At 63.7% G+C, this 26,129-nt stretch carries 26 protein-coding genes; 16 read left to right on the forward strand and 10 right to left on the reverse strand.

The window, feature by feature from the left end; genetic code table 11:
* Positions 1-8 precede the first annotated feature (8 nt).
* A complete protein-coding gene (locus tag OPC11_RS13130; RefSeq protein WP_264782182.1) occupies positions 9-845 on the reverse strand; it encodes an SDR family NAD(P)-dependent oxidoreductase in 837 nt (278 codons plus the stop codon).
* A 118-nt stretch (positions 846-963) separates the two neighbouring features.
* On the opposite strand from OPC11_RS13130, the gene OPC11_RS13135 reads away from it, so the two are divergent.
* On the forward strand, positions 964-2,934 hold the full coding sequence (locus OPC11_RS13135; protein WP_264782183.1) for an ABC transporter substrate-binding protein: 1,971 nt from the start codon (positions 964-966) through the stop codon (positions 2,932-2,934).
* A 40-nt stretch (positions 2,935-2,974) separates the two neighbouring features.
* Here the strand turns inward: OPC11_RS13135 and OPC11_RS13140 are convergent, their stop codons facing one another.
* Positions 2,975-3,196 carry a hypothetical protein gene (locus tag OPC11_RS13140; RefSeq protein WP_007980858.1) on the reverse strand — a complete coding sequence of 74 codons (222 nt, stop codon included), beginning with the start codon at positions 3,194-3,196 and terminating at the stop codon, positions 2,975-2,977.
* A gap of 27 nt (positions 3,197-3,223) precedes the next feature.
* The gene (locus tag OPC11_RS13145) at positions 3,224-3,403 is read right to left on the reverse strand and encodes a hypothetical protein (RefSeq protein ID WP_007980860.1); all 180 of its coding nucleotides are present in this window, start codon (positions 3,401-3,403) and stop codon (positions 3,224-3,226) included.
* Positions 3,404-3,530: 127 nt separating this feature from the next.
* On the opposite strand from OPC11_RS13145, the gene OPC11_RS13150 reads away from it, so the two are divergent.
* The 5 genes from OPC11_RS13150 (at position 3,531) to OPC11_RS13170 (ending at position 8,237) form a co-directional block, all read left to right on the forward strand.
* The gene (locus OPC11_RS13150) at positions 3,531-4,526 is read left to right on the forward strand and encodes an ABC transporter permease (RefSeq protein ID WP_007980863.1); all 996 of its coding nucleotides are present in this window, start codon (positions 3,531-3,533) and stop codon (positions 4,524-4,526) included.
* The gene (locus tag OPC11_RS13155) at positions 4,513-5,598 is read left to right on the forward strand and encodes an ABC transporter permease (RefSeq protein WP_007980865.1); all 1,086 of its coding nucleotides are present in this window, start codon (positions 4,513-4,515) and stop codon (positions 5,596-5,598) included. The genes OPC11_RS13150 and OPC11_RS13155 overlap by 14 nt, the downstream gene beginning before the upstream one ends.
* A complete protein-coding gene (locus tag OPC11_RS13160; RefSeq protein ID WP_264782184.1) occupies positions 5,595-5,843 on the forward strand; it encodes a hypothetical protein in 249 nt (82 codons plus the stop codon). The genes OPC11_RS13155 and OPC11_RS13160 overlap by 4 nt, the downstream gene beginning before the upstream one ends.
* A gap of 145 nt (positions 5,844-5,988) precedes the next feature.
* A complete protein-coding gene (locus OPC11_RS13165) occupies positions 5,989-7,101 on the forward strand; it encodes an ABC transporter ATP-binding protein (protein ID WP_264782185.1) in 1,113 nt (370 codons plus the stop codon).
* On the forward strand, positions 7,098-8,237 hold the full coding sequence (locus tag OPC11_RS13170; RefSeq protein ID WP_264782186.1) for an ABC transporter ATP-binding protein: 1,140 nt from the start codon (positions 7,098-7,100) through the stop codon (positions 8,235-8,237). The genes OPC11_RS13165 and OPC11_RS13170 overlap by 4 nt, the downstream gene beginning before the upstream one ends.
* Before the next feature lie 3 nt (positions 8,238-8,240).
* Here the strand turns inward: OPC11_RS13170 and OPC11_RS13175 are convergent, their stop codons facing one another.
* The gene (locus OPC11_RS13175; protein WP_026177917.1) at positions 8,241-9,356 is read right to left on the reverse strand and encodes a mandelate racemase/muconate lactonizing enzyme family protein; all 1,116 of its coding nucleotides are present in this window, start codon (positions 9,354-9,356) and stop codon (positions 8,241-8,243) included.
* A gap of 100 nt (positions 9,357-9,456) precedes the next feature.
* Here OPC11_RS13175 and OPC11_RS13180 point away from each other — a divergent pair, with 100 nt between their 5' ends.
* On the forward strand, positions 9,457-10,281 hold the full coding sequence (locus tag OPC11_RS13180; protein ID WP_264782187.1) for a PIG-L family deacetylase: 825 nt from the start codon (positions 9,457-9,459) through the stop codon (positions 10,279-10,281).
* Positions 10,282-10,325: 44 nt separating this feature from the next.
* Positions 10,326-11,054: a glutamine amidotransferase gene (locus tag OPC11_RS13185; protein WP_264782188.1), complete on the forward strand. Its 729-nt coding sequence runs from the start codon at positions 10,326-10,328 to the stop codon at positions 11,052-11,054.
* Here the strand turns inward: OPC11_RS13185 and OPC11_RS13190 are convergent, their stop codons facing one another.
* The gene (locus OPC11_RS13190) at positions 11,055-12,059 is read right to left on the reverse strand and encodes a hypothetical protein (protein WP_007980881.1); all 1,005 of its coding nucleotides are present in this window, start codon (positions 12,057-12,059) and stop codon (positions 11,055-11,057) included. It lies immediately after the preceding gene.
* A 498-nt stretch (positions 12,060-12,557) separates the two neighbouring features.
* Here OPC11_RS13190 and OPC11_RS13195 point away from each other — a divergent pair, with 498 nt between their 5' ends.
* Positions 12,558-13,769 (forward strand): aminotransferase class V-fold PLP-dependent enzyme, encoded by a 1,212-nt coding sequence (locus tag OPC11_RS13195; protein ID WP_264782189.1) that lies wholly within the window; start codon positions 12,558-12,560, stop codon positions 13,767-13,769.
* A gap of 307 nt (positions 13,770-14,076) precedes the next feature.
* On the opposite strand, the gene OPC11_RS13200 is transcribed toward OPC11_RS13195, so the two are convergent.
* Positions 14,077-15,144 (reverse strand): glucose 1-dehydrogenase, encoded by a 1,068-nt coding sequence (locus OPC11_RS13200; protein WP_264782190.1) that lies wholly within the window; start codon positions 15,142-15,144, stop codon positions 14,077-14,079.
* Between the two features lie 4 nt (positions 15,145-15,148).
* Positions 15,149-15,535: a Rid family detoxifying hydrolase gene (locus OPC11_RS13205; RefSeq protein ID WP_069451629.1), complete on the reverse strand. Its 387-nt coding sequence runs from the start codon at positions 15,533-15,535 to the stop codon at positions 15,149-15,151.
* A 607-nt stretch (positions 15,536-16,142) separates the two neighbouring features.
* On the opposite strand from OPC11_RS13205, the gene OPC11_RS13210 reads away from it, so the two are divergent.
* The 5 genes from OPC11_RS13210 to OPC11_RS13230 all read left to right on the forward strand — a co-directional run bounded on the left by OPC11_RS13210 (position 16,143) and on the right by OPC11_RS13230 (position 21,514).
* Entirely contained in the window at positions 16,143-17,318 is a 1,176-nt protein-coding gene (locus tag OPC11_RS13210; RefSeq protein ID WP_264782191.1) for a sugar phosphate nucleotidyltransferase, read from the forward strand.
* 3 nt (positions 17,319-17,321) lie between these two features.
* Positions 17,322-19,127, forward strand: coding sequence for a glutamine--fructose-6-phosphate transaminase (isomerizing) (gene glmS / locus OPC11_RS13215; protein WP_264782192.1), 1,806 nt, complete (start codon positions 17,322-17,324; stop codon positions 19,125-19,127).
* 273 nt (positions 19,128-19,400) lie between these two features.
* The gene (locus tag OPC11_RS13220; protein ID WP_007980892.1) at positions 19,401-19,706 is read left to right on the forward strand and encodes a hypothetical protein; all 306 of its coding nucleotides are present in this window, start codon (positions 19,401-19,403) and stop codon (positions 19,704-19,706) included.
* Between the two features lie 81 nt (positions 19,707-19,787).
* Entirely contained in the window at positions 19,788-20,321 is a 534-nt protein-coding gene (locus tag OPC11_RS13225) for a metal-dependent hydrolase (protein ID WP_264782193.1), read from the forward strand.
* A 173-nt stretch (positions 20,322-20,494) separates the two neighbouring features.
* Complete coding sequence (locus tag OPC11_RS13230) at positions 20,495-21,514, forward strand: DUF1616 domain-containing protein (protein WP_264782194.1); 1,020 nt, start codon at positions 20,495-20,497, stop codon at positions 21,512-21,514.
* Here OPC11_RS13230 and OPC11_RS13235 read toward each other — a convergent pair.
* From OPC11_RS13235 to OPC11_RS13245, 3 genes are all read right to left on the reverse strand, one after another.
* Complete coding sequence (locus OPC11_RS13235) at positions 21,508-22,491, reverse strand: NAD(P)-dependent oxidoreductase (RefSeq protein WP_264782195.1); 984 nt, start codon at positions 22,489-22,491, stop codon at positions 21,508-21,510. The genes OPC11_RS13230 and OPC11_RS13235 overlap by 7 nt on opposite strands.
* 4 nt (positions 22,492-22,495) lie before the next feature.
* Positions 22,496-23,491 carry an NAD(P)-dependent oxidoreductase gene (locus OPC11_RS13240; RefSeq protein ID WP_264782196.1) on the reverse strand — a complete coding sequence of 332 codons (996 nt, stop codon included), beginning with the start codon at positions 23,489-23,491 and terminating at the stop codon, positions 22,496-22,498.
* Between the two features lie 174 nt (positions 23,492-23,665).
* Positions 23,666-23,806: a hypothetical protein gene (locus OPC11_RS13245; RefSeq protein WP_007980898.1), complete on the reverse strand. Its 141-nt coding sequence runs from the start codon at positions 23,804-23,806 to the stop codon at positions 23,666-23,668.
* A gap of 108 nt (positions 23,807-23,914) precedes the next feature.
* On the opposite strand from OPC11_RS13245, the gene OPC11_RS13250 reads away from it, so the two are divergent.
* A complete protein-coding gene (locus tag OPC11_RS13250) occupies positions 23,915-24,919 on the forward strand; it encodes a glycosyltransferase family 2 protein (protein WP_264782197.1) in 1,005 nt (334 codons plus the stop codon).
* 62 nt (positions 24,920-24,981) lie between these two features.
* Entirely contained in the window at positions 24,982-26,007 is a 1,026-nt protein-coding gene (locus OPC11_RS13255) for a lysylphosphatidylglycerol synthase transmembrane domain-containing protein (protein ID WP_264782198.1), read from the forward strand.
* The last annotated feature ends 122 nt before the right edge of the window (positions 26,008-26,129 follow it).

Consider the following 26,129-nt stretch of genomic DNA (forward strand, 5'->3'; position numbering starts at 1 on the left):
GAGCGACGTCAGTTATCGTCGCAATTCCACGTCGGCGGTTCGTCGATGTCGTACATCATCGTCTCCAACCGCTGGTCGAGACCGGCGGAGAGACCGCCGTCAACGACGAGTTCCGTGCCGGTGACGAACGACGCCTTCTCCGACGTGAGGTAGAACGCGGCCTCGGCCACGTCCTCGGGCCGTCCGAATCGCCCGACGGGATACTGGTTCAGCCACTCCTCGCGGACCGGCCCCTCGGTGGTCAACTTCTCGCTCGACGCGTCGGTGATGATGCTCCCCGGACAGACGGCGTTCGAGCGGACGCCGTGGCGGCCGTACTGCGTGGCGATGAGTCGGGAGAGCGCGACGATGCCGTTCTTCGCGGCGGAGTAAGAGGCGAGGCCGATGCCGAGTTTCGCGTTGATGGACGAGACGTGGACCATCGACCCGCCGCCCGATTCGACCATCGCCGGGAGGACCTCCCGAGCGCAGAGGAACTGGCCCTTCAGGTTCACGTCGATGATCCGCTCCCACGTGGCGTCGGTCACGTCGGCGACGTTGCCGTCGTCGAACGACCCGCCCGCGTTGTTCACGAGGACGTCAACGCTCCCGTGGCGCTCCATCGTCGCTTCGACCATGGCGGATACGTCCGTCGAATCGCTGACGTCGGTCCCGACGAATTCGGCCGTCCCGCCGTTCTCCTCGATGCGGGCGACCGTTTCCTCGCCGCCGTCCGAGTCCACGTCCGCGACGATGACGGTGGTGCCAGCGTCCGCGAGTCGCTCCGCGATGGCTCGGCCGATACCCTTCGCCGCGCCCGTGACGACGGCGACGTCGTTACTCCGCTCTGTCGTGCTCGTGTCCATATGCTCCACCCGTACCCGGTCCACAAAACGGTTTGTATCGCGACGACGAGTCGTTCTCCGAAGCAGAGCGTCACTAACCCAAACATTTTTCTATGTTCATTTTAAAATCGAACCGAGCATGGTTAACAGCAACCACGGTGCTAGCGATGAGCCTGAGAGAGCTTCGCTGACGCGACGACAGTGGCTCGCGCTCGGCGGCAGCGCGACGATGGCCGGACTGGCCGGTTGCGGCGGCAGCAACCCTGACGACCCGGACGTAACGATGTCGGGGACTCCCGACGATGCGAGCGGTTCCAACGGGAAAAACGGGACGCCCGTCACGACCGAACTGCACATGCGCGCGCCGGTCAGTTGGCAACCCAGCAAGGCCAACATCAACCCCTTCACTGATACGAAGAACACCGAGTTCTGGATGGACAACATGTGGTGGGAGTCGTTGGTTTGGCCCAACGCCAAGGGGGAACCGATGTACTTCCTCGCGGACGAAATCAATATCAAGGGGAGCGGCTGTGAGGTCGAGATAAAACTCAACGACGAGTACACGTGGTGGGACGGAACGCCCGTCACCGCACAAGACTTCCGCACCGCAGCACTGATCAGCGATTACAAGGCGAGCTACGGCCCGGAGAACACGGACGACAGCTGGGAGGTGGCCGATAAACACACGATCAAACATCATCTCGCCGGACCGGCCAATCCGTCGTTGCAGAAGACGGCATCCCCGTACTACACCGTCCCCGCCAAGCACGATTATTTCAAATCGTGGCTCGACAAGTACGAGGACGCGGGCGGTCAAAGTGCCGTGGAGAAGGTGACGAAGGAGCTGACTTCGACGACCATCACGCTGAACGACCTCACCGAGAAGGGTCTCGGCTGTGGGTTGTGGAAGCCGAAACAGCTCTCGCCGACCAACGCCGTCCACGAGAAGTACGAGGACCACCCCCGCGCCGACTGGACGAACCTGAAGACGTTCAACTGGCATCTCATCTCGGAGAAACAGAAGGCGATTCAGGCGCTCAACGCGGGCCAACTCGACATGGGGGACAAGACGATAAATCAGGCCAAGTCCAACGGCAACGTCGACGTGTTCAACCAGTTCGGCACGTCCAGCATCGTGAAGTTGGCCATGAATTGGAACAACGAACACCTCGCTCGCCGTCCCGTTCGTCGGGCCATCGCGTATCTCATGGACCACGACGAACTCGTGAAAGTTATCAAGAGCACGCAGGGGCTGAACTACAAAGCCCGAGACACCGTAACCGGAATGTCCGCGAGCACCGGGAATCAGTGGACGAGCGAGGGGTTCCAGAACAAGCTCATCGACTACGGTCGCACGTCGAAGCCCGAGAAGGCGAAACAGGTCCTCAAGGACGCGGGATACACGAAGGACGGCGACGTCTGGGCAGGACCGGACGGCAGTCGCGTCGAGGGACTCACCTATCTGACGCCGCCGTGGACCATCTACGAGACCATCGGGAAGTACCTGAGTCCCAAACTCAAGGAGTTCGGCTTCGGCAACGAACTCATCATCCCGTCGAGCAGCGGGTTCTGGAAGCGGTGGACCGACACCCACGACTTCGACATGGTCAACTGGTTCTCGAAGACGTCACACCCGGCGAGCGCGTATTCCACCGTCAGCGTGGCCGGACTCGGTAAGTTCGACGAAGTTGTGAACGTAACGGAACCGAGCGGCGATTGTAGCGTCGATCGCCGAACGCCCGATCTCTCCCGGTCACGGAGCAAGAAGCTGAACCAACCGATCCGGCCGAAGTTCCCGAAGAACGTCGGACAGACGGGCAACGGCGGCGCAAAACAGACGTTGTATCCCGTCAAGTGGGGCAACATCATGTCCCAAACCCAGTCCACGAAGGAGGTCAAAGACCTCACGAAGAAACTCATGTGGTACACCAACTGGCAGGTCCCGCACATCGGCTTCTACGACGAGACGAGGGTGTACTGGGGCAACCAGAACAAGTTCGACTTCCCGACCGGGGACGACACCGGCCACTCCGAGAAGGCGAAGAACGAACACTTCACGAACGCTATCGAATTCCTGCTGAAAGGGCACGTCAGCGCGAAAATGAAGTAACCGCCCCGCCGCTGTCATCCCACGCGCGGTTTTTCGGTCCTCAGGTCCGATGGCATTTCACGAGGAGCGCCGCCGTTCCGGCACCGAGTGTGCCCGCACCGAGGACGTTGAGGACGGACACGACGTGTGCTGCCGTTCCCGGTTCCGACCAGAAAAAGAGCAGTATCGAGAGGAAACAGGCCAGACACTCGAACGCCAGCAGCATGGCGAACTTATCGGCGTTCGAGCAGACGTAATCGAACACGGTGGGTGCGTGAGACATTCGTTCGGGTCACTCGCACGTCAGGAATTAAGCGTTTCGCCCAGTCTCCTCATCGTCGTCGATTCGGGCGACGGCGTGAGCGACCCCACAGTCGGGACACTCGTAGAACTCCCGGTCGAACGTCGCGCCGCATCTGATACACTGGTACGTCTCGGTGTCGTCCGAGTCGTCTCCGAATAGGCTGCGGAGTCGCGTGAGGAGCGCCATACCACGAACTGGGCCGCAGACGTAATGAAACCGCCCGTTACAGAGAATCCCTCCCATACCTTTATTGCGATGGGAGAAACACAAGCACAGTAGCACGATGTATTATTCGAAGCGGATCGGGCAGTCAGTGCTAGTGTTCCTGCTGGCGCTGACGGTGACGTTCGCCCTGTACCGAATGTTACCGTTCGGCCCCGTCGAGATGGTGAAAAACCATCTGATGCAACAGATGATAGAACAGGGAAGCAGTCCGTCGCCACAGCAGATGGAACGCATCAACATGATGGTGCAGACGTACACCGGTATCGACCCGTCCAAACCGTGGTACGTCGCGTACTACGATTACCTCCGAAACATCATCGTCTATCAGGACTTCGGACGGTCGATTTTTAAGAATCGACCGGTCTTCGACATCCTGTTCGAGGCGATGCCGTGGTCGCTGTTCATCAGCATTTACGGCCTCGCGCTCGGGACGACGGTCAGCCTGCTGCTCGGCGCGGTCATGGCGTACAACGAAGGCGGTACGTTCGACACCGGGATGACGATATTCTCCATCGCCAATACGACCGTTCCGTACTACATCGTCGCCATCCTCTCGCTCATCGTCTTCTCGTTCTCCCTCGGCTGGTTGCCGAGCGGCGGGCGGATGGACCCGAACACGACGGCCGGACTGAACCTCCCGTTCATCGTCGGCGTCGTCAAACACGCCATCCTCCCCGTGTTCTCCTCGTTCATCGCCGGATTCGGCGGTGCACTGGCGTTTCGGGGGAACTGCATCCGCGAGATGGGCGAGGGCTACATCCGCGTCGCCCGACTCCGCGGCATCAGTCAGGGCCGCATCGCCATCCGCTACGTCGGCCGCAACGCGCTGTTGCCCGTCTACACGAGCATCATGATGGGCATCGCGGGCATCTTCGGGAGCAGCATCATCCTCGAAACCATCTTCAACTACCCCGCGATGGGGCTCGTGACGTACAACGCGCTGTTGAACCGCGATTACCCGCTCATCATGGGGTCGTTCATCTTCTTCACCAGCATCACGCTGTTGGGAATCCTCATCGCCGACCTGACGTACGGCGTCATCGACCCCCGCGTCAAAGGAGGGAGCGAACGTGAAGCCTACTGAGAATGGCGATGCCGAAACGTCGCACGCCGACACCCCTCGTCGAACCGACGACGAATCCGCACGAACCGACGGCGGAACGAACAGTCGGTCCGGTTCCGCCCCGATGGACGAGAGCATCTTCACGCAAACGTCGAACGTCCCAGAACTGACGGGACGCGAGAAGGCCCGGCGGTCGTTCGAGCGGCACGTCTACGCGCCCATCGCGGTGCTGTTGAACGATTGGCGGGCGCTCGTCGGGTCGCTCATCCTCCTCGGCTTCGTCGTCATGGGCGTCATCGCCGCGGCACCGTTCGGCATCGTCCTCGTCGAGAAAGCCACCGTGATGGAGGGACCGATATACCTCTCGCCGTTCCAAGACTGGGCGTATCCGCTCGGAACCAACGTGATGGGGAAGTCGATTCTGAAACAGGTCGTCCACGCGACGCCCGCGATGCTGGAGATGATCCTCGCCGGTGCGTTGTTGTCGGTCTGTCTCGGAACGCTCATCGGCACCGTCGCCGGTTACCGCGGCGGCCGCACCGACTCCGCGTTGATGACGCTCACGGACGTCGTTCTCACCATTCCCGGCATCGCGCTGGTCATCGTGCTGGCGAGCATCTACCAACCGGAAAGCCCCCTCGTCGTCGGCCTCATCCTCGGCATCGACAACTGGCCGAAGTTGGCGCGGACGGTTCGTTCGCAAGTGTTGAGCATCCGCGAGGAGGCGTTCACCGAAGCCTCGCGCATAATGGGCCTGTCGGAGCTTCACATCCTCCGCAAGGACGTGGTTTCGAACCTGATGCCGTACATCTCGGTCAACTTCGCGACCAGCGCCCGGAAGATAATCTTCGAGTCCGTCGGGTTGTACTTCCTCGGTATCCTCCCCCGCTCGAACCTGAATTGGGGATTGATGATGAACGACGCGTACAACCAAGCGAACCTGACGAACCCCGATCAGATACACTGGTTGCTGGTGCCGATGGCGCTCATCATCCTCATCTCGCTCGGATTCATCCTGCTCGCGCAGGGGCTCGACCGGGTGTTCAACGTCCGCCTTCGCGCGCGCCACGAAACCGCCGGAGGTGACGAATGAGCACCTCGGTCACGGACGAGAACGGGCGGGCGGTATCCCTCCTGCTCGCCATCAGGCGGTCGTTCCTCGCGTTCATCGTCGCGCTAGGGGTCGTCTGTTGGCTGTTGGCCGTCCTCCTCTCGGGCTATCTCCTCCCCTCGCTGACGCACGCCGTTCTCGCCGGAATGTTCGCCATCTGGGGGACTAGCGCGTTCATCTACGCCATCCTCGGTCACCTCGGACTTCGCTTGATAGGGTACAACTGATGACTCGACACGCACCACACGAATCCATGACCACCACCGATATCAAACACACCGACGGAGCAACACACGCCAACCGAGAGCAACGCATCGACCGACCGCGACACACCGACCGGTTCCGCGAAACCGGCGGCCGGAGGTGACGCCGATGGCAACCGAATTCCGGCCCGCATCGGACACCGACACGCCGTCCGAGGAAGACGTCATCCTGGAAGTCCGGGACGCCAGCGTCTCGTTCAGCATGGACCGCGGGGATTCCCGCGTCCTTCGGAACGTCAGTATCGACGTCCACGCGGGCGAGGTCCTCGGCGTCGTCGGCGAGAGCGGGTCCGGCAAGTCGATGCTCGCCTCCGCGATGCTGGACGCCATCGTCTCGCCGGGACAGGTGGACGGGGAAGTCATCTACCATCCGCCGGACGGCGGCGAACCGGTGGACGTGCTATCCCTCTCCCGCGAGGAACTGACGAAGCTCCGCTGGAACGAGATTTCGTTCGTCATCCAAGGTGCCCAGAGCGCGTTCAACCCGACGATGACCATCGGTAGTCACTTCGAGGAGACGCTTCGCGCACACGGCGCGGACGTCTCGGAGGGAATGGAGTTCGCGCGCGAACTCCTCGCGGACCTCTACCTGCCGACCGAGCAGGTGTTACGCTCACACCCGCACGAGCTGTCCGGCGGGATGAAACAGCGGGCGCTCATCGCCCTCGGCCTCGTCCTCGACCCGAACGTCGTCGTGATGGACGAACCGACCGCGGCGCTCGACCTGCTGATGCAGCGGTCCATCATCAGCATGCTGGAGGACCTCCAGGAGAAGTACGACCTGACGATGGTGTTCGTCACCCACGACCTGCCGCTCGTCGCCGACCTCGCCGACCGCCTCGCCGTGATGTACGCCTTCGACCTCGTGGAACTCGGCCCGACCGACGAACTCCTCGACGACGCGGCCCACCCCTACACCCGCGCCCTGCTCAACGCCGTCCCGAACATCTCCGACCGGGCGATGGACATCGAGGGAATCGAGGGGTCGAGTCCCGACCCCGTCTCGCTCCCGAACGGCTGTTCGTTCAACCCGCGCTGTCCGCTGGCCGACGGGACGTGCGAGTCCGAAAATCCCCACCTCCGCGACGTGGACGAGGGTCACGAGGTGGCCTGCTTCTACCCCGAAGAGGCCCGTGAGACGGTCCCGCTGTTGCTCGACGAGCCGCCGAAGTCGGCAGACGCGGCGGATGCCGCCGACGCCAGCGGAGGTGAGCGACGATGACCGACCGCCGCGGCGACCCGCTCCTCTCGCTGCAGAACGTGAGCGTCCACTTCGAGAAAGAACGGTTGTTCGGCCTCGCCGGGTCCGAGACGGTCCACGCCGTGGACGACGTGAGCCTCGACATTTACGAGAACGACATCGTTGCACTCGTCGGGGAATCCGGGTGTGGAAAGACGACGCTCGGAAAGACGGCCATCGGCGTCCAGCGTCCGACGGAGGGGAACGTGCTGTACCGGGGGCAGGACGTGTGGGAAACCAAGGAATCCGGCGGCCTGTTCGACAGAAAAGAGTCCGCCGGCGAGTACTCGGCGGAGGAGATACGCCGTTCGCTCCAGATGATTCACCAGGACCCCGGCAGTTCGCTGAACTCGAACTACACGGTCGAGTCGAGCCTCGCCGACCCGCTGAAACACTGGCAACCGGAGATGAGCGAAGCGGACCGACGCGCCCGCATCTACGGCCTGCTCGAATACGTGGGTATGGCCCCGGCGGAGGATTACGCCAAACGGTATCCTCATCAACTCTCCGGCGGGGAACAACAGCGCGTGGCGCTCATCCGGGCCTTGCTGATGAACCCGGACCTCATCCTCGCCGACGAGGCCATCAGCGCGCTCGACGTGTCGCTTCGCGCCGAGATGATGGACCTCATGCTCGAACTGCAGGACCAGTTCAACACCTCGTACCTGTACATCTCGCACGACCTCGCCAACGCCAAGCACCTCACCCAGCGGGCGAACGGCCGCATCGGAATCATGTATCTCGGCGAACTCGTCGAGATAGGGACGCCCGAACAGATAATCCACGACCCACAACACCCGTACACGAAGGTGCTTCTCTGGGCGACCTCCGACCTCAGGAATCGGTCCGAGAGCGTGCCGGAGCCGCCGATTCGCACACTCGACATCCCCGACCCCGTGGACCCGCCGTCCGGGTGTCGGTTCCACACGCGCTGTCCCGAGGCGCGGACGGCGTGTACGGAATCGTGTCCATCGCTCGCCGACCACGAGGGCGACGGTCGGCGGACGGCCTGCTTCCGAAACGAAGCAGACCACGCCTACTGGGAGAGCGAACCGCTCTCGGACGACGGACGTTCCGAAAAACCCCAAGCCCCCCGCGAGACCGCGGACGGCGACTGAACCTCAGTCGCACCGATACCGTTCGACCTTTTCCTCGTCCACCGTCACCCCGAGCCCCGGCCCGTCCGGGACCCGGAGCGCGCCGTTCTCGACCTCGAACGGGTCCTCGATGATGTAGTCGTCCCACCCGTAGTAGGTGCTGTCCGGCGGGAGGTTGATGCCGGGCGTGCTCGCCACGGTGTGGAGCATCGCCGCGGTCTTGACGCCGAGGTCGAAGCCGCAGTGGTGGGACACCGAGACGCCCGCGTTGGCCGCCATGGCGACCTGTTCGCGCACGGCGAGGATGCCGCCAGCGGGCACGAGGTCCACGACGGCCACGTCGATGGCGTCGGCCTGCAACAGAAAGCGGAGGTTGCGCGGGAAGTACGTGTCCTCGTTGACCGCGACGGGCGTCCGCACGCGGTTGCGGAGCGAGGCGTACGTCCCGTAGGTGTCGATGCGAACCGGCTGTTCGAGGTACTGGAGGAGGATGCCCTCCTCTTCGAGTCGGGTGGCGACCCGAACCGCGTCCTCGAACGACCAGCCCTGATTTGGGTCGAGTCGGAATTCGAGTTCGCCGTCCACCTCGTCGTGCATCGCGCGGATTCGCTCGACGTCCTCGCGCCAGTCCGGCCCGGCTTTCGTCTTCAGCGTCGAAAAGCCGTGTTCGACGGCGCGTCGGGCGTAGGTCCGTGACTCCTCCGGCGAGAGGATACCGAGGCAGGTGGCGATGTCTACCGACTCGCGGGTCTTCCCGCCGAGCAGTTGATGGACGGGGACGCCCACCGTCTTGCCGAAGGCGTCCCAGAGCGCGGTTTCGACCGCCCCGAGAAACGGCCGAACTTTCACGTAGGGGAAGTAGAACGACTCGACGAAATCCCGTATTTCGCCCACCTCGCGGCCGACGAGTTCCGGGGCGATAACGTCGTCCACGACCGCCTTCGTCACCGCGGCGGACTTCATCCCGACGAGCATCTCGCCCCACCCCGTCACGCCGTCGTCCGTTTCGACCTTCACGAGCATTCGCGTGACCGACGTCACCTGGTCGTGGTTGCTCACGTAGGGAGCCAGTCCGAGTTCGTCTTCGAGCGGTTTGACACCCATCTCCACAGGGATGGCTGACACGTTCGTCACCGACATACTACATCCTCGAAGGCCACCTACAAATAACTCCGCACGGCGGCGAAATCGGTTTCCGCGTCCGGAGAACTTATGCGCCAGAGTGTTATCTGTCATATCGATGATTTCGGAGACGGTACGAGTTCTCGTCGTCGGCGCGCATCCCGACGATTGCGACCTCAAAGCGGGCGGCGTCGCGTGCAAATATGCGGACGACGGCCACGACGTGCTGTTCGTCTCGGTGACGAACGGCGAGGCCGGACACCACGAACTCGGCGGCGCGGAACTGGTTCGACGCCGCCGCGCCGAAGCGAACGCCGCGGCATCCGTTGCCGGGGTCGGGTTCGAGCAGTTCGACATCCCGGACGGTCGGGTCGAACCGTCGCTGGACAATCGGGACCGACTCATCCGCCGCATCCGCGAGTTTCGACCCGACCTCGTGATCACTCATCGACCCAACGATTACCACCCCGACCACCGCTACACGGCGCAACTCGTGCGCGACGCCGCCTACCTCGTCGCGGTGCCGAACGTCTGCCCGGCGACGCCCGCGCTCGACTCGAATCCCGTGTTCGCCTACCTGAGCGACACCTTCGAGCGCCCGTATCCCTTCTCGCCTGACGTGGTGGTCGATATCGACGACGCCGCGGACCGGAAGTTCGAGATGCTCGACTGCCACGGCTCCCAGATGTACGAGTGGCTGCCGTACGTCGAGGGCGTGCTGGATGACGTCCCCGACGACCCGGACGAGCGGTTCGACTGGTTGCGAAGCGGCGGCCTGCCGCACGTGGAAGCGCTTTCGACCGTCGCGGACCGCTACCGCGACGGCCTCGTCGAGCGATACGGTTCGGCGGGCGAGGAGGTCCGCTACGCCGAGGCGTTCGAAGTGAGCGAGCACGGCGCGCCGCTGACGGACGAGACGAAGGCGCGACTGTTCCCGTTCTGACGCGAACGACAGGGTTATAGGGCGACGGTCTGACACGTCAATCGATGACGAACGTCTTGCTCGCCGGTGAGTCGTGGGTAACGGTACAGTTCGAGATAAAGGGGAGAAACGTCATGCGCGACAGCCAGTACGGGGAGGCGGCGGACCGGTTCATCGAAACGCTCGAATCGGTCGGCGCGGAGGTGACGTATCAGCCGTGTCACGTCGCCGCCGAATCGTTCCCGCGGACGACCGACGCGCTGGACGAGTACGACCTCGTTATTCTGAGCGACGTCGGCGCGGACACGCTCCAGATAACGGATCGAGTGGCGGGGGGCGACACGGACGTCGACCGCTGTGCGCTCCTCGCCGACTGGGTTCGGGACGGCGGCGCGCTCGGCATGGTCGGCGGCTACATGAGTTTCGCGGGAAAAGGCGGGCAGGCGCGATACGGACACACGCCGGTCGCCGACGTGCTTCCGGTCGAAATAGCGGCGGGCGACGACCGCGTGGAAACGCCCGACGGTTCGGTACCGCGAAACGAGGGCGTGCCGAACGCCGACTTGCCCGACGAGTGGCCGCACGTCCTCGGCTACAATCGGACGACGGCGAAACCGGATGCCGAGGTATGGGCGACGGTTCGGGACGACCCGTTCCTCGCCGTCGGCGACTTCGGGGACGGGAGTTCGTTCGCCTACGCGACGGACTGTGCACCTCACTGGGCACCCGACGGGCTTCTGTCGTGGGACGGCCTGCCGACGCTCTGGGAGCGGGTTCTCGACCGCGTTTGTTAGTCAGTTCACTTCGTCCAGATACGCGTTCCAGACGCCCATCGGGTCTTCACACGCGAGTTCCGAGATGGTCCGACAGCCGTCGTAGCCCCACATGAACACGCTGTCGGTACCGAGGTCGAGCGCGGTTCGCGTGGCCGTCCGGACCTCCTCGGTCGCCGAATCGCCGGACAGACCGAAGCCCTGAATCCACAACTGACTCCGGAGGTCGTTTTCGTCCGCGAGTTCGACCAGCTCCTCACCGAACCGCGAGACGAACTCACCCGGGTCGGCGTCCTCGGTGAACGCGTCCCAGTACGGGTCGGTGGCGAGCACGTCGATGTGTTCGTTCTCCGCGAGTCGCGCCCAATTGCGCGGCCCGTGGTCGGCCGACCCGGTGGGCATGAGACAGACCGCGTTTTCCGCGCCCGCCTCGTGTGCCAGCGCCATCATCTCGTCGAGGAAGTCGAGCATCGACTCCTCCCGGAACGACGAGACGGCCTCCGTTTCGGTCGCTGGCATCGGTTCGCCGTACTCCTCGCGGAATCCGTCGCGGCAGTGTTCACAGCGACAACACCACACGTCGCGGGGATGGTCGTCGCCGTACCAGTGGACGTCGTGCCAGTGGGGTTCGTCCCAGAAGAGCACGTCCGCGCCGAGTCCGGCGGCGTCGCGCGTCCACTCGCGCATGAACTCGCGGAACGCCGGGTCGTTGAAGCAGGCGGCGGGCACGCGCTCCCCGGTGTTGAGGACCTGCCGACTGTCGGGGTTGTGCGCGACGAACCGGGAGAACTCCTCGCCGCCGAAGACGCCGCCGACGGCCCACGGGTTGACGTAAACCGACAGCGACTGGTCGCTGCTCGCGGCGACGATATCCCGCATCGTCTCGCGGTAGAACGCTTGGTCGCGCTCGCTGAAGGTGTGGAGGACGGCGGTCAGTCCCTCTTCGCGAAGTCGTTCGAGGTCGGCCGCCGCGTGTTCGGGGTCCTGTACGCCGAAATAGCTCGCTCCGCGTTCGATGTCGGGCATGGTCGTGGCGTGATATCACTGCACAGCCGACAACCATGAACGTATCGACGCGGGGGGTGGAACGAAAGCGGCGGGGGAGCAATCGGAACGCGATTCCCCCACCCACAGCGACCCGGAGTTCACGCTCGGCGCGCGGGAGCGAACGACGTGAGCGACCCGCGCGAGGGACGAGTGACGTTCCGTGGGAACGGGAACGAGCGAGGAGGTTGGGGAGGGACGAGGGCGGTGCGGTTGCGGTATGAACGCCGCCAGGTTCCCGCGCCGCGTATACTCTCCTGTGCCGAGGTTGTCGGACTCTCCTGTGCCGAGGTTGTCGGCCGTTTCGTCCGCGTTCGAGTACAGGTGCGACCAGATACAGTGCGACCGGGTGAAGGTGCAACCGGGTACACGTACGATACCCAACGCGCGCAGTTCCCGGGATGGCAATCTGCGACCGACTCGAATCATTCGAGACGCGAACGACGAAGCTATTTGTTCCGTGCCATGGGAAGGTATCGTATGTCGAACGAAACCATCTACGAGGAGTTGGGCGTCCCGCACGTCGTCAACGCGACGGGGACGAAGACGCGAATCGGCGGCAGTCGAATCCGGCCCGAAGCGATGGACGCCATGGCCCGCGCGTCCGAGGCGTTCGTCCGCCTCTCCGACCTGCAGGCCGAGGCCAGCGAGTTGATAGCCGAGGTGACGGGCGCGGACGCCGGGTACATCACCGCCGGAGCGTCGAGCGCGCTGGCGCTCGGCGCGGCCGCCTGCATCGCGGGCGACGACATCGGCGCGATGGCGCGACTGCCCGAGACGGAGGGCGTGCCGGACGAAATCGTCATGCCGCGAACGCATCGGACGGGCTACGACCACGCGCTCCGGGCCGTCGGCGCGCGAATCGTGGACGTGGGAACCAACGACCGTCACCTCGGCACCGGGTCGCGCAACGTCGAACCGTGGGAAATCGCCGACGCCATCGGAGAGAACACGGCGGCGGTGGCCTACGTCGAGAAATCGTACACCGAACCGCCGCTCGACGTCGTGTGCGACATCGCACACGACGAGGGCGTCCCGGTCATCGTGGACGCCGCCGCCGAACTCCCGCCGATGAGCAACCTCTCGGCCTTTATCGACGCGGGTGCGGACCTCGTGGCCTTCAGCGGCGGGAAGGCCATTCGCGGCCCCCAAACCACCGGCATCCTCGCTGGTGGCGCGGACCTCATCGAGTCCGTCGCCGCCCAGCACCTCGACATGCACGCGGCCGAGGCGGTGTGGGAACCGGCCCCGAAACTCGTCCATCCGGGGCGACTCGGCGGCGTCCCGCGGCAGGGAATCGGGCGCTCGATGAAGGTCGGAAAGGAGGAACTCGTCGGCCTCATCCGCGCCCTCCAGCTTTTCGTGGAAGAGGACCACGACGCCGTAATCGAGGAGTGGCTCGAACGCGCTCGGCGAATCGCCGCCGAACTCGACGACGTGGACGGCCTCGAACCGTCGCTCACGACCGACGACAAGACCGCCGTCGCGCCGGAGGTCGTGGTCTCCGTCGACCCGGAAGTGGCGGGCGTCACCGCGACGGACATCGTTGGCGGTCTCCGACGCGAGGAACCACGCGTCTTCGTCGGCGGGGACGCGCTTCCGGCGGGCGAGTTCACCGTGAATCCGATGTGTCTCACGGACGATGAGGCGGACTACGCCGTAGAGCGAATCGTCGCGCACGTCGAGGAGTGATACGGCCGCGAACGGTTGGCGTGAGTGGGAGGCTCGTTTGCGGTCGGCGCGTTCGTTTGCGGTCGGCGCGTGCGAGAAACGCGCGCGAGGGACGACTGAGCGAACGCGAAGGAGTCGGATGGGGAGGGTTGAGGGCGGTGCGGTCGCGGTATGAACGCCGCCAGCAACAGTGGTCACGATGATAAAACGCGGGAAAGAGATGGAAGATGAAGCGACGCGACGATAAAACGTGGGAGAAAAACGAACGAGGGACGACGCGACGAAGGTGGTGTCGAACGTCCTACCTCGGGGTCGTCCGTGCGAGATTCTACAGCGTATCGAACTCGACGACGGTCTTGATAACGCCGTCGCCGGTTTCGAAGGCTTTTTCGGCGTTTTCCGGGGGGTACACGCCCGTGACCAGCTTCTCGGTGAACCAGTCGGGAAACGCCGCGAGCGACTCCTTCGCCGCCTCGAAGTGGCGGACGTTCGAGTTCACGCTGCCGAGGAGGGCCTTGTTCTGGAGGACCAGCTCGCGGTGGAGGTCCCCGCCGTCGATTTCGAACGTGTGGTCACCGGGGATGCCGAGCAGCGCGGCGACGCCGTTCGGCGCGAGCGCCCGTATCGTCTCGAAGGCGTGGGGCGCGTAGCCCGTCGCCTCGTAGACGAAATCCATCGGTTCGTGGACGTTCGCAACCTCCGAAACGGACGTTTCGCGCGAATCGACGTACGTCGCGCCCAACTCCTCGATGATGTCGATGGTCGGGTCCGGCCTGTCGCGGCGGCCGAGGCAGTAAGTCCGCTCGAAGTCGTCGCGGTTAACGAGCATCGCCAGCGTGAGCAGGCCGAGCGGGCCGTTCCCGAGGACGAGCGCGCTCTTCGGTTGCCACTCGAACGGCGACCGACTGGCGTCGGCGTACTCGATGGCCTTCTCGGAGTTGCTGACGGGTTCGACCAGAAATCCGGTCTCCGAGAACTCGTCGGGGACGGGGACGAGGAACTCCGCGGGACTGGTGAAGAATTCCGCCATGTAGCCGTGCGCGCCGACGATGCCGCGTTCGAGATAGGTGCCGTCGGGTGCCACGTCCGGTTCGCCGCGGGCGAAGTAGTCGTTCGGTTCGCCCGCCGGTCGGCGGACGGTCGGGACCACGAGGTCACCCGCCTCGAATCGAGTTCCGTTCGGGTCCGCCACGACGCCAACCGCCTCGTGGCCGAGGATTTGGTAGTCCGACCCGTCGGGGAAGCCGCCGTGAGTCCCCTCGATGACTTCGTGGTCCGTGCCGTCGATGCCGACCCGGAGGGTCCGCACCAGTGCTTCGCCGGACTCGGGGTCCGGTTTCGGAACGTCCACCAGTTGTGGACCCGACTCGCCGCGACGGACTGCAACCGCTCTCACGTCGTCACTCCTCCCCGCGGGCGCTCGCCACGACCTCGATTTCGACGCCGATGTCGATGGGCAAGTCCTCGACCTGCACGGCGCTCCGGGCGGGATACGGCGCGGAAAAGTGTTCCGCGTACACCTCGTTTATCTCGTCGTAGTCGTCCATGTCTTGAACGAACACGGTCGCCTTCACCACGTCGTCCAGCGAGCGACCCGCCGCCGCGAGAACGGCGTCGATGTTTTCGAGCGTCCGGGTCGTCTGTTCGCTGATGGTATCGCCGACGATATCACCGGACGCCGGGTCAACGGGTCCCTGCCCGGAGACGTAAATCCGGTCGCCGTCACGGACCGCTTGCGAGAACGGGCCGATGCTCGGCGGTGCGGCGTCCGTGCTTATCTCCTCCATTCAGTTCACCACCGAAAGGACCGACGCCGGTTTCGCGCTGACTCCGGTGCGGGAGTTGACGTTAGTGTTGACTCCGGTACTGGGTTTGACGTTAGTGTTGACTATTCGTACGACTCCGCGAATCGTGTTGGCCGTCATCGACCCGTATGGTCTCGGTGGGGAATCATAAAACCCGTTGGAGGGAAATTTCGACCGCTAAACCAGCAGGTGGTCGTCGATACTGTTGTAAGGTCATCCTAAAAAGCGTACCGACCGTCGGGTGTAAACGCGAAACGGATCGTTGCGGTCGCTTCGAATCGAGTATCGAGAGATACAACGTGTCGGCCAACCATCGAGGTGGGACGGGATTGGGACGGGGAAATCCGTGAACAAGAGCGACCTAACGGGAATAGCGTCGGTCAACGGTGACCGGATGAACGCGGTGTCCCTCGCTCGACGGAGGGGGGTTCGATTCGGATGGGCTAGCAGACGTCTCTCGGCTTGAATTCGGTTCCGACGACGATTATCTTCCGACGTCGTTTTAAGAACTTTGCGGGAGAGCGACGGAACCAACCGGTCAGATTGTCAATGAAAAGAGATATACTGTCCGGTCGGTGTGTTATTGACGATGAAAGCGGTCGTTCTCGCTGCTGGCGAAGGGTCCCGGCTTCGACCCCTTACAAATCGTCGCCCGAAACCGATGCTCCCGGTCGGCAACAAGCCGCTCCTGGAGTCGGTCATCGAATCCATCGCCGCGGCGGGTGTGGACGAAATCGTCCTCGTCGTCGGCTATCACCGTGAACGGATTCAGACGTACTTCGGCGACGGTCGCCGGTGGAACGTCGATATCACGTACGCGGTACAGGAAAAACAGTTGGGTACCGGACACGCGCTCTTGCAGGCCGAACCGTACATCGGGTCGGACTTCATCGCGATGAACGGCGACCGATATATCGAACCGTCCGCCGTCGAAACACTCATCGACGACCACCGACAGACGGGGGCGGCGGGGCTTGCGACGACGCGGGTCGAAACGCCGAGTCGGTTCGGCGTGATCGAACGCGACAAGCAAACCGTCACCGACATCATCGAAAAGCCGATACCGGGGACGACGACCTCGGAACAGATCAACGCCGGTGTGTACGTGTTCGGCCCGGACATCTTCGCCGCGATTCGCCAAACGGAGAGTCGCGGGGAGCTGGCGCTGACGCGAACGTTGCGAAACTACGTCGAAGACCATCCGCTGCGTGCGATTCCGTACGACGGCCTCTGGGGCGACGTCTCACACCCGTGGGACTTGCTCTGGCTCAACGGCTACGTGTTGGACAAGCAAGATTCCATCGGCGAAGGCGACACCGCTCGGACGGCACACGTCGCTTCCAGCGCGGTCGTCCACGACGACGTGATGATGGGAGAGGACGTGACGGTGCGCGCTGGCGCGGTCGTCTGCAGGGGAACGTCGCTCGGCGAGAACGCGACGGTCTGTGCGAACGCCGTCGTCGAGGATGCCGTCGTCTTCCCGGACGCGACCATCGAACCGGGAGCGGTCGTCCGGGATTGCATCGTCGGCGCGAACGCGACAATCGGACCGAACACCACCGTCGAAGGCGGCGTTACGGACGTGACGCTGGACGAAACCGTCCATCACGACGTGACGTTCGGGGGTCTCATCGGAGACAACGCTCGAATCGGTGGCAACGTCACGGTCCTGCCGGGCGCTATCGTTGGTGACGGGGTAACGGTGGAGAGCGGAACGACCGTTCGTGAACGAATCGAAGACGGTGCGGTTGTACGGAGAGGATAGTTCATGTGTGGAATCACCGGTTACATCGGAAACGAAAACTGCTCGACCATCGTCGCACAGTGTCTGAAGAACCTCGAATATCGCGGCTACGACTCCGCGGGTATCGCCCTCCTCGACGACTCGTTGGAGGTGAACAAGCGAAGCGGGGAGATAGACAACCTGACCGTTCCGTCGACGTCGAACGCCACCTGCGGCATCGGTCACACACGGTGGAGCACGCACGGGGCACCCACGGAGCGAAACGCGCACCCGCACACCGATTGTACGGAGCGGATAGCGGTCGTGCACAACGGTATCATCGACAACTACGAGGAGTTCAAGACGGACCTCCTCAACGAACACCAGTTCACCAGCGAGACCGATACCGAGGTCATCGCCCACCTCATCGAGGAGGCCCTGAACGAGGACGGCGTGGACCTCCGCGAAGCGGTCGAACGGGTCGTCTCGAAGCTCTCCGGGAGTTTCGCCATCGCGGTCACGGCCGTCGGCTACGACGGCATCGTCGCGGCGCGGCAGGACAGCCCCCTCGTCATCGGCCACGACGACGACGCCACCTTCCTCGGGAGCGACGTGACGGCCTTCGTCGAACACACCCGAACGGTCACGTTCCTCGAAGACGGCGACATCGCACGCCTCACGGAGGACGGAGTGACCATCCTCAACGACGGCGAGGTGGTCGAGCGGGAGCCCCAAACCGTCGATTGGGACGCCGACGCGGCCGAGAAGGGCGGCTACGAACACTACATGCGGAAGGAGATACACGAACAACCGCGGGCGGTACGGCAGGCGCTCTCGGGGCGTATCGACGAACTCGCCGGGACGGTGGACCTCGACCTCTCCCTGTCGGAGGAGTACTGTCGCTCCTTGGACGAGATTCAAATCGTCGCGTGCGGAACGTCGTACTACGCCGGACTGTACGCCGCCGGGTTGTTGGAGGAGTACGCCGACGTTCGCGTCTCGGTGCACATCGCGAGCGAATACGAGTTCAAGGGGAACCGCGACCCGTGGCGAACGCTCGTCGTCGCCGTCACCCAGAGCGGCGAAACCGCCGACACGCTCCGCGCGCTTCGCAAGGCCGCCGGTTCGGGCGCTCGCACGCTCGCGGTGACGAACACGGTCGGCTCGACCGTCACCCGCGAGGTGGACGACACGGTGTACATCCGCGCGGGGCCGGAAATCGGCGTCGCGGCGTCCAAGACGTTCGTATCGCAGGTGGCGACGCTGACGCTCGTGACGGTGTATCTCGGCCAACAGCGGGACGCCCTGTCCTCGAACGAGCGGGCGAGCATCCTCGAAGAGTTGTCCGCGGTGCCCAGTGCGATTCAACAGGTGCTCGACGCCGAGCCGACTGTACAACGGGAGGCAAAGGCGTTCGCCGACAGCGAGTCGTTCTTCTTCATCGGGCGGCGACTCGGCCATCCGGTCGCGCTCGAAGGCGCGCTGAAACTCAAGGAGATATCCTACGAGCACGCGGAAGGGTTCGCGGGCGGCGAACTCAAACACGGGCCGCTCGCACTCGTGACGGAAGACACGCCGGTCATCGCGGTCCTCACCGACGAGACGAACGCGTCCGAGACGCTTCACAACGTCAAGGAGGTCGAATCGCGGGGGGCACCTGTTATCGGCGTTACCTCGGACGACGACCCCAACGCCGTCTTCGATACGACGTTCGACGTTCCGTCCATCGGCTTGATGGAACCCGTGGTCGGGAACGTGTATCTACAGCTGTTCGCCTACCATGTCGCAAAGGAGAAGGGCCGCGACATCGACAAACCGCGAAACCTCGCCAAGAGCGTTACCGTCGAGTAACCGTCCGTAGCGGCCGCTCCGTCGACGATTTCTACCACGAGCGACACCGGAGTTTTCACTCGACATCGGGGGTGTCGGCGGGACGAAAACGGTCGCCGTTCGTCATCCGCGTAACCGCGATTACTGCGATTCCGTGTGGAGAATATGTGGCGTTCGTTCGACGGAACGAAGGTTACGGAGCCGAAAACGAAATCGCGTCCTGAAAACGGTTCTCGGGTTTGAAACCGTAACTCAGTGACACATCGGAGGGGAGTCTCGACTCCCGTGTCACAAATGAGAACTGCACTGAAACACGCGCTCGTCGTCCTCGTCGCGTCCAGTCTGCTCGTGACCGGACTCGCCGGAACGACCGCTGGACGAGGGCAATCGATGGCCGACTCGCACCGTCTCTCGCAAACGCAGTCACAACAGCCGTCGGCGTCGCAACTCGAATCGATGTCGTGCGGGGAACTCCGTGCGACGTACGAACGGGGCGTCGAACGGGTCCGAAACAGCGACCTGCCGGAACAACGGAAACAACGACTCATCCAACGCGGTACAGCGCTCTACAACCTGTACAAGTTCCGCAAGGGTTGTTGAATCGGAGGTTACCTCGACGCGCTCGATGGTCGCGGCGTCACCCCCAGAGCGGTTAAGCGACGTCCCGTCGAGGCGGTCGGTATGTGGCCGTGGGGACATCTGGCGGTGGGGTACCTCGCCTACTCGGGGCTTCGACGGACGAGAACGACCCGTCCGCCGACCGGCACCGACGTAATCGCGTTGGTCGTCGGGACGCAGTTCCCCGATTTGGTGGACAAACCGCTCGCGTGGTGGGTCGGCGTCCTCCCGACGGGGCGGTCGCTCGCACACTCGCTGCTGACCGCGAGCGTGCTGCTCGCCGTTACCTACGGCATCTGCCGACGAAACGGACACCAGTCCCGCTGGGCCGCCTTCGCCGTGGGGTACGTGTCACACCCGTTCGCGGACGTGCTCCTCACTGTACTGGCCGGTGGGTACGGACGGGCGACGTTTCTGCTGTGGCCGATTCTCCCGCTTTCGTCGCCGGCTTCTGGTCCGTCAGTCGTCGGCGTGCCCGGCGACTTCCCGATAGAACTGTCGTTGGTGGTCGCGGCGGTCTACGTCTGGCTGGCCGACGGCGCGCCGGGCGTCGCATCCGTCCTCCCGCTCGGGTCCGACCCGCACCGTGAACGGTAGTAAGGCGAACGCCCCCAATCTTTAGTTCGGTCGTCGTCGTAGGTGAGTGCTCCCGAGTCGGGCCGTCGGTACGCCCGCGGCGATGGGCGAGGCGATAGCGAACGATTCGACCGCTGTTCACGGACGGTTCGACCATCGTTCGACGAGTTCGGCATCGACACACGACGATGACAATGATAGATACGTCCGATATGTGGCAGTTGCTTCCACGACGCGTTCGCCGATTTCCCGCCGACCTCGGCGTCGTCATCGCACTCGTCCTGGTGACGGTCGGCGTCGTCCGCGCCGGAGGAGTCTGGACGCCGGTTCGACTGTCGTTCGGGTTCCTGTTCCTGTTCTTCCTGCCGGGATACAGCCTCGTCGCGGTGCTGTTCCCCGAAGCGAGCGGGAATCGAGAGTCCGACGGGGGTGACGAAGGAGACGGCACATCGGCCGGATTTCCGCGGCGTATCGACGGTATCGAGCGCATCACGCTGTCTATCGCGGTCAGCTTGGCCGTCGTTCCGCTCATCGGCTACCTCGTCAGCTACTCGCCGTGGGGGTTGAATCTCGACCCGAGCCTCCTCGCTATCGGCGGCTTCACCATCGTCTGTGCCCTCGCAGGTGCGGTTCGTCAGTGGACGCTCCCGGAATCGGACCGGTTTTCGGTTCCTATCGAGGACGCGTATGCGCGCTTCACGCCCGACGTTTCGACGGTGACGAGCCACGTGCGGCCGCTGAACGTCCTCCTCGTCGTCAGCCTCGTCGTCGCCACTGCCGGAATCGTCTACACGACGACGACCCCGCGGAGCGACGAGCGGTTCACCGAGTTCTATCTCGGGACGAAAAACGCGTCGGGGAGCACGGTCACGGACGCGTACCCGAAAAACTTCACCGCCGGAGACGCGAAACATCTCCGCGTCGGTATCGGAAACCACGAGTACGAACGCTCGAACTACACCGTCGTCGTCCTCTTACAACGCGTGAAGCGGAACAACGGATCGACCCGGGTCACGGCCGAGCGGCGGCTCGACCGGTTCCACGTTTCCGCCGGGCAGGGACAAACGGTCGTCGAAAACCGCAGTCTCGAACCGACGATGACCGGTGAACGGCTTCGGCTCCAGTTCCTTCTGTATCGCGGGGCGGCTCCGGCGTCGCCCTCGGCGAAAAACGCGTATCGACGGACGCACCTCTGGATTCGCGTTCATCAATAACCCTCCTCGACCTTTCGACGGACGAGTCGTCGGACGGTTTCTCGAATCGAACGGTCCGGCTGCCATCCCAACTCCCGTTCGGCCCTCGTGGTATCCACGTCGAAGTCGGTGACGAGGGTTTCGTTGCTCCGGGGATTCTCGATCAGTTCGATGTCCGGGGAGCGACCCGTTTCGTCCGCAACCGTCCGCTGGACGAGTTCGGCCAGCGACAACACGTCCGTCTGTTCCTCGCTCGCGATTTCGTATCCCTTCGTCCCGGTGGTTCCGTCGTCGAGTTCGTCCACCAACCGTTCCACGCTTCGACGGTATGCGTCCCCGACGTCCCGCACGTGGACGTAATCTCGCGCCTGCGTCCCCGGTTCGTAGACCGGCAGAGACTCGCCCGACATCGCGCGCTCGATGAAGAAGTTGATGACGGTGGACTTGCTGATCCGTTCCCCGTTCGCCGTGTGCTCGCCGTAGATGTTCGACTTGAGAAACAGGTGTGCCGGGAACGATCCGCGGGCGAAGATCTGGACCGCGCGCTCCCCGAGAACCTTGGTGCGTCCGTACCAGTTCATCGGCGTCCGTGGCGAATCGACCGTCACCGGCATCGATTCCGGGGTGCCGAGGACGGCCACGCTGAACGGAAACACGAGGGCGGCCGTCTCCCGCCAGCAGAACCACGCGACGTTGTTCGTCCCCTGTACGTTGACCTCGTAGGCGAGTTCCGGGTTCTCATCGCAGTTCTTCACGCCGCTGACTGCGGCGAGGTGAACGACGACATCCGAACCGGCGAGCGCGTCGGTTAAGCGGTCCCTATCACGGATATCGACGTGTTCGATGCCGCCGTCGATGGCGGGTCCGCTCTCGTGGTGTGAGAGCGGCCGAACGGTCCACTCGGGATGCGCGGTTCGGAGCACTTCGACGACGCGGCTCCCGACGTAGCCCGTCGCCCCCGTTACCGCGACCGTCGGCGGTTCTGCTGGTCCGTTCATGCGTTCAGCCCTCCGCACGCCGTCGGACGAGGCGTTCGACGGACTCCCGAATCGAGCGGTCCGGCTGCCATCCCAACTCCCGCCGTGCGGCGGAGATGTCCACATCGAAGTCGGTGACGAGCGTCTCGTCGCCGCGGGGGTTTTCGACGACTTCGATGTCTGGCTCCCGGCCCACTTCGTCGGCGACCGTCCGTTGGACCAGTTCGGCCAGTTCCATGACCGTCCACTCCTCGTCGCTCGCAATCTCGTACTTCGAGACGCCCGTCCGACCCGCATCGCTTCGGTCCACTAACCGCTCGGCGCTCCGTCGGTAGGCGTCGGCGACGTCCCGCACGTGAACGAAGTTTCGCGCCTGTGTTCCCGGCTCATACACCGAAATCGGTTCGTCCGCGAACGCGCGCCGAACGAAGAATTCGAGGACCATTCCGCGCGAAATACCGCGGTCGTTCACCGTGTGCTCGCCGTACACGTTGGCCTTGAGGAACAGGTGCGCCGGAAACGCATCCGCCGCGAGCGATTCGATGGTCCGCTCCCCGACGAGTTTCGTCTCCCCGTACCAGTTCATCGGTCGCCGCGACGCGTCCACGGTTATCGGGAACTCCTCGGGGTCGCCGAGGACGGCCATGCTGAACGGAAACGCCAACCCGGCACCCGTTCGTTTGCAGAACCACGCGACGTTGGTCGTCCCGTGAACGTTCGTTTCGAGCGCGAACTCCTCGTCGTCGCGGCACGAATCCACGTCGCTTGCGGCGGCGAGGTGGAGCACGACGTCCGAGCCGTCCAACGCACTTTCGAGCCGGTCGCGCCGTCGAACGTCGAGGAACTCCACGTCGATATCGCCGATGCGGTGGATTTCGCCGCGGTAGAAGTTGTCGAAGGCCCGAATCTCCCACTCGGGATGGTGCTCTCGAATAACGTTCACGACGCAACTACCGACGTACCCGCCCGCGCCAGTGACACTGACCGTCGGCGTCCCCGCGGATGCGTCCGTGTCGCTCATCGGTACCTCCTCTCCGTGGTCCCCGCGTCGTCGCCCCGTCTCCGTTCGATCGACGCGTCGAACGGTCCTCGCGGAAATCGAACGGATTCGACCGCCGACGTGACGTTCTCACGCACCTGTTCACCCAGCGATGGCTCCGCTACGAGAATCGTCCCCCCCATTTTACGTCGAGCCTCAACGACGAACGACATTACGTTTGCGGCGAACCACCGCGTGCGACGTGAATTTCGGGGAGTCCACCGCGAGGTCGAGACCGGACGCGACGACGGCGTTGTCCGCGACCGACCGTCCGCCGTCGCCGAACTCGCCGACCATCCGGCGAGTACCCCATCGTTCTGGTCCGCCACCGATTTGGAATTAGCGGCGCAATGTTGTTAGATATCTATCAAGAGTTATCCGTCGGAGCGTGGTTGATGAGACACGATGATTCCTCGCGTAGCCTATCTCGTCCTCGTCGTCGGGGTGCTCGGCGTCGGATTCGAACGCTATCGCACCCGCTTCGAGAAGCACGAACTAGGGGCCGCGCTCCTCGGCGCGCTCCTCGTCGCCGTCGTCGCGTTCGCACCACGTGTCGCGGGACTGCTGAACGACGTGGGACTCGTGGAAATCGTGGTCGGCATCGCTATCGTACTCGCGCTCGTCGCGGCCGTGATCGCCCGCCGCAAGGCGGTCCGGAACAGGCGGCGATTCAACGCGCTCGTCCGCGAACTGGCGATACGGGACGTGCCGATGGAGCGGTCGGACGAGGACGCGGTGTACGTCGTCATCCCGGCGTACAACGAGGCCGAGACCATCGGCGCGGTGATCGAATCGCTCCCCGAGACGCTCAGAGGTCGCGCGGTCGTTCCCCTCGTCGTCTCCGACGGGTCGTCGGACGGAACCGTCCGCGCGGCCCGTGCCACGGACGCCATCGTGGTCGAACACGTCGTCAACACGGGGCAGTGTAGCTCCCTGAAAACCGGGTTCGAAATCGCAAGACGACAAGACGCCGAAGTGGTGGTCGGGATGGACGCCGACGGCCAACACCGCGGTGACGAACTGCAACGCCTCGTCGACCCCGTTCTCGACGACGAGGCCGACTACGTTATCGGGTCCCGATACCGCGGCACCGACGCGTCCGAAAACGGCCCGATCCGTCGCGGGGGAATCTGGGCGTTCACGACGCTCATCAACGTCCTCACGAAGTCGTCCATCACGGACGCGACGAACGGCTTCCGCGCGCTCACCATCGACGCGTTCGAACGGATTTCGTGGGTCGAAGAGCGGTTTTGCGCGGTGGAATTGCTGGTGGAAGTACGAAAGAGCGGACTCAGGATGAAGGAAGTGCCCGTGACCGTGGAACGTCGGCAGGGCAGCACGACGAAGAAACCGAAACTCGGCTACGGGCTGGGTATCGCCCGGACGCTCGTGGGGTCGTATCTCCGATGAACGCGCACGACGGACCCCCGACACGACCGAGGAAAATTCGAACGTGACCGAGGAAACACGACATGACTGAAGAAAACTCGAACGTGGCCGAGGGAACCAGACACGACAGAGGAAACTCCGACACGACAGGGGAAACCCAAGAGGAGACCGACTCGCGGTGGCGGTCCATCGGAACGGTGCTGAAGGTGCTGGTATCCGTCGCGTCGTTCGGCTACCTGCTGTGGAAGTTTCCGGTCGAACGGGCGTTTCGCTCCATGTTCGAAATCAGCGCCCCCTACCTCGTCGTGCTCGTGCCGGTCGTGCTGTTGCCCATCTTCCTCACGTCCCGGTCGTTGCAGTTGCTGTACGAGGAACACGAGTCGGTACGCTTTCTGCCGATATTCAAGGTTGATACGGTGGATTTCGTCGTCAATTCGTTTCTGCCGACCAGACTCGGCTCGCTCGCAACGACGCCGCTCATCCTGAACAAGTACACGGGTATCGAACTCCGGCGCGCGTTCGTCATCAAGGGCGTGCAACTGCAGATGATAGCGGCCATCAACGGTCTCGTCGCGCTGGCGGGGCTGTTCGTGCTCCTTCGATACCTCGGACGGAACATCGCCCTCGTGCTGCTCGCCAGCGCGACCGTCTATCTCGCGCTCCCGGTCTTCGCGTTCCTGCTTGGGTGGGTAGACCTTCCGCGATTCGTCACGGACAGGGCACCGAAGTTGCTCGCGTCGGTCGGCGAGATGCAACACGACCTGTTCTCGTCGAACAAGCTCAAATCCGTCGCGCTCCTGTTCGTCTCCTTCGTCGTCCTCTCCGGCGTTCGTTTCGGTATCGTCGGTGCGAGTCAGGGATTGGAGTTGTCGCCGCTTCGCTACCTTCTCATCCCGACGCTCATCTACTCCGTCACCGTGCTCCCCGTCTCCATCGGCGGCATCGGAGTCACCGAGGTGACGGGAACGACGGTGCTGGTCGCGTTGGGCGTCTCGCCGAGCGTCGCCACGAGCGTCATCATCCTCGACCGGGTGTTCGCCGCGTATCTTCCGCTCGCGCTCCTCTACGTCTACGCCAACTACGTCGTTCACTCGGACGTGAGCGTATGAAACGCTGGATGACCGGACCGGTGAAGCACCTGAATTTTCGAAGAAAAGAGATGGTTTCCGACTGATGAGGAAACAATTATCCAAAATGATGGTCATACGTAGTGAAAATAGCGGGCACAACC

This window comes from Haladaptatus sp. T7, assembly GCF_026008575.1.
Lineage (GTDB): Archaea > Halobacteriota > Halobacteria > Halobacteriales > Haladaptataceae > Haladaptatus > Haladaptatus paucihalophilus.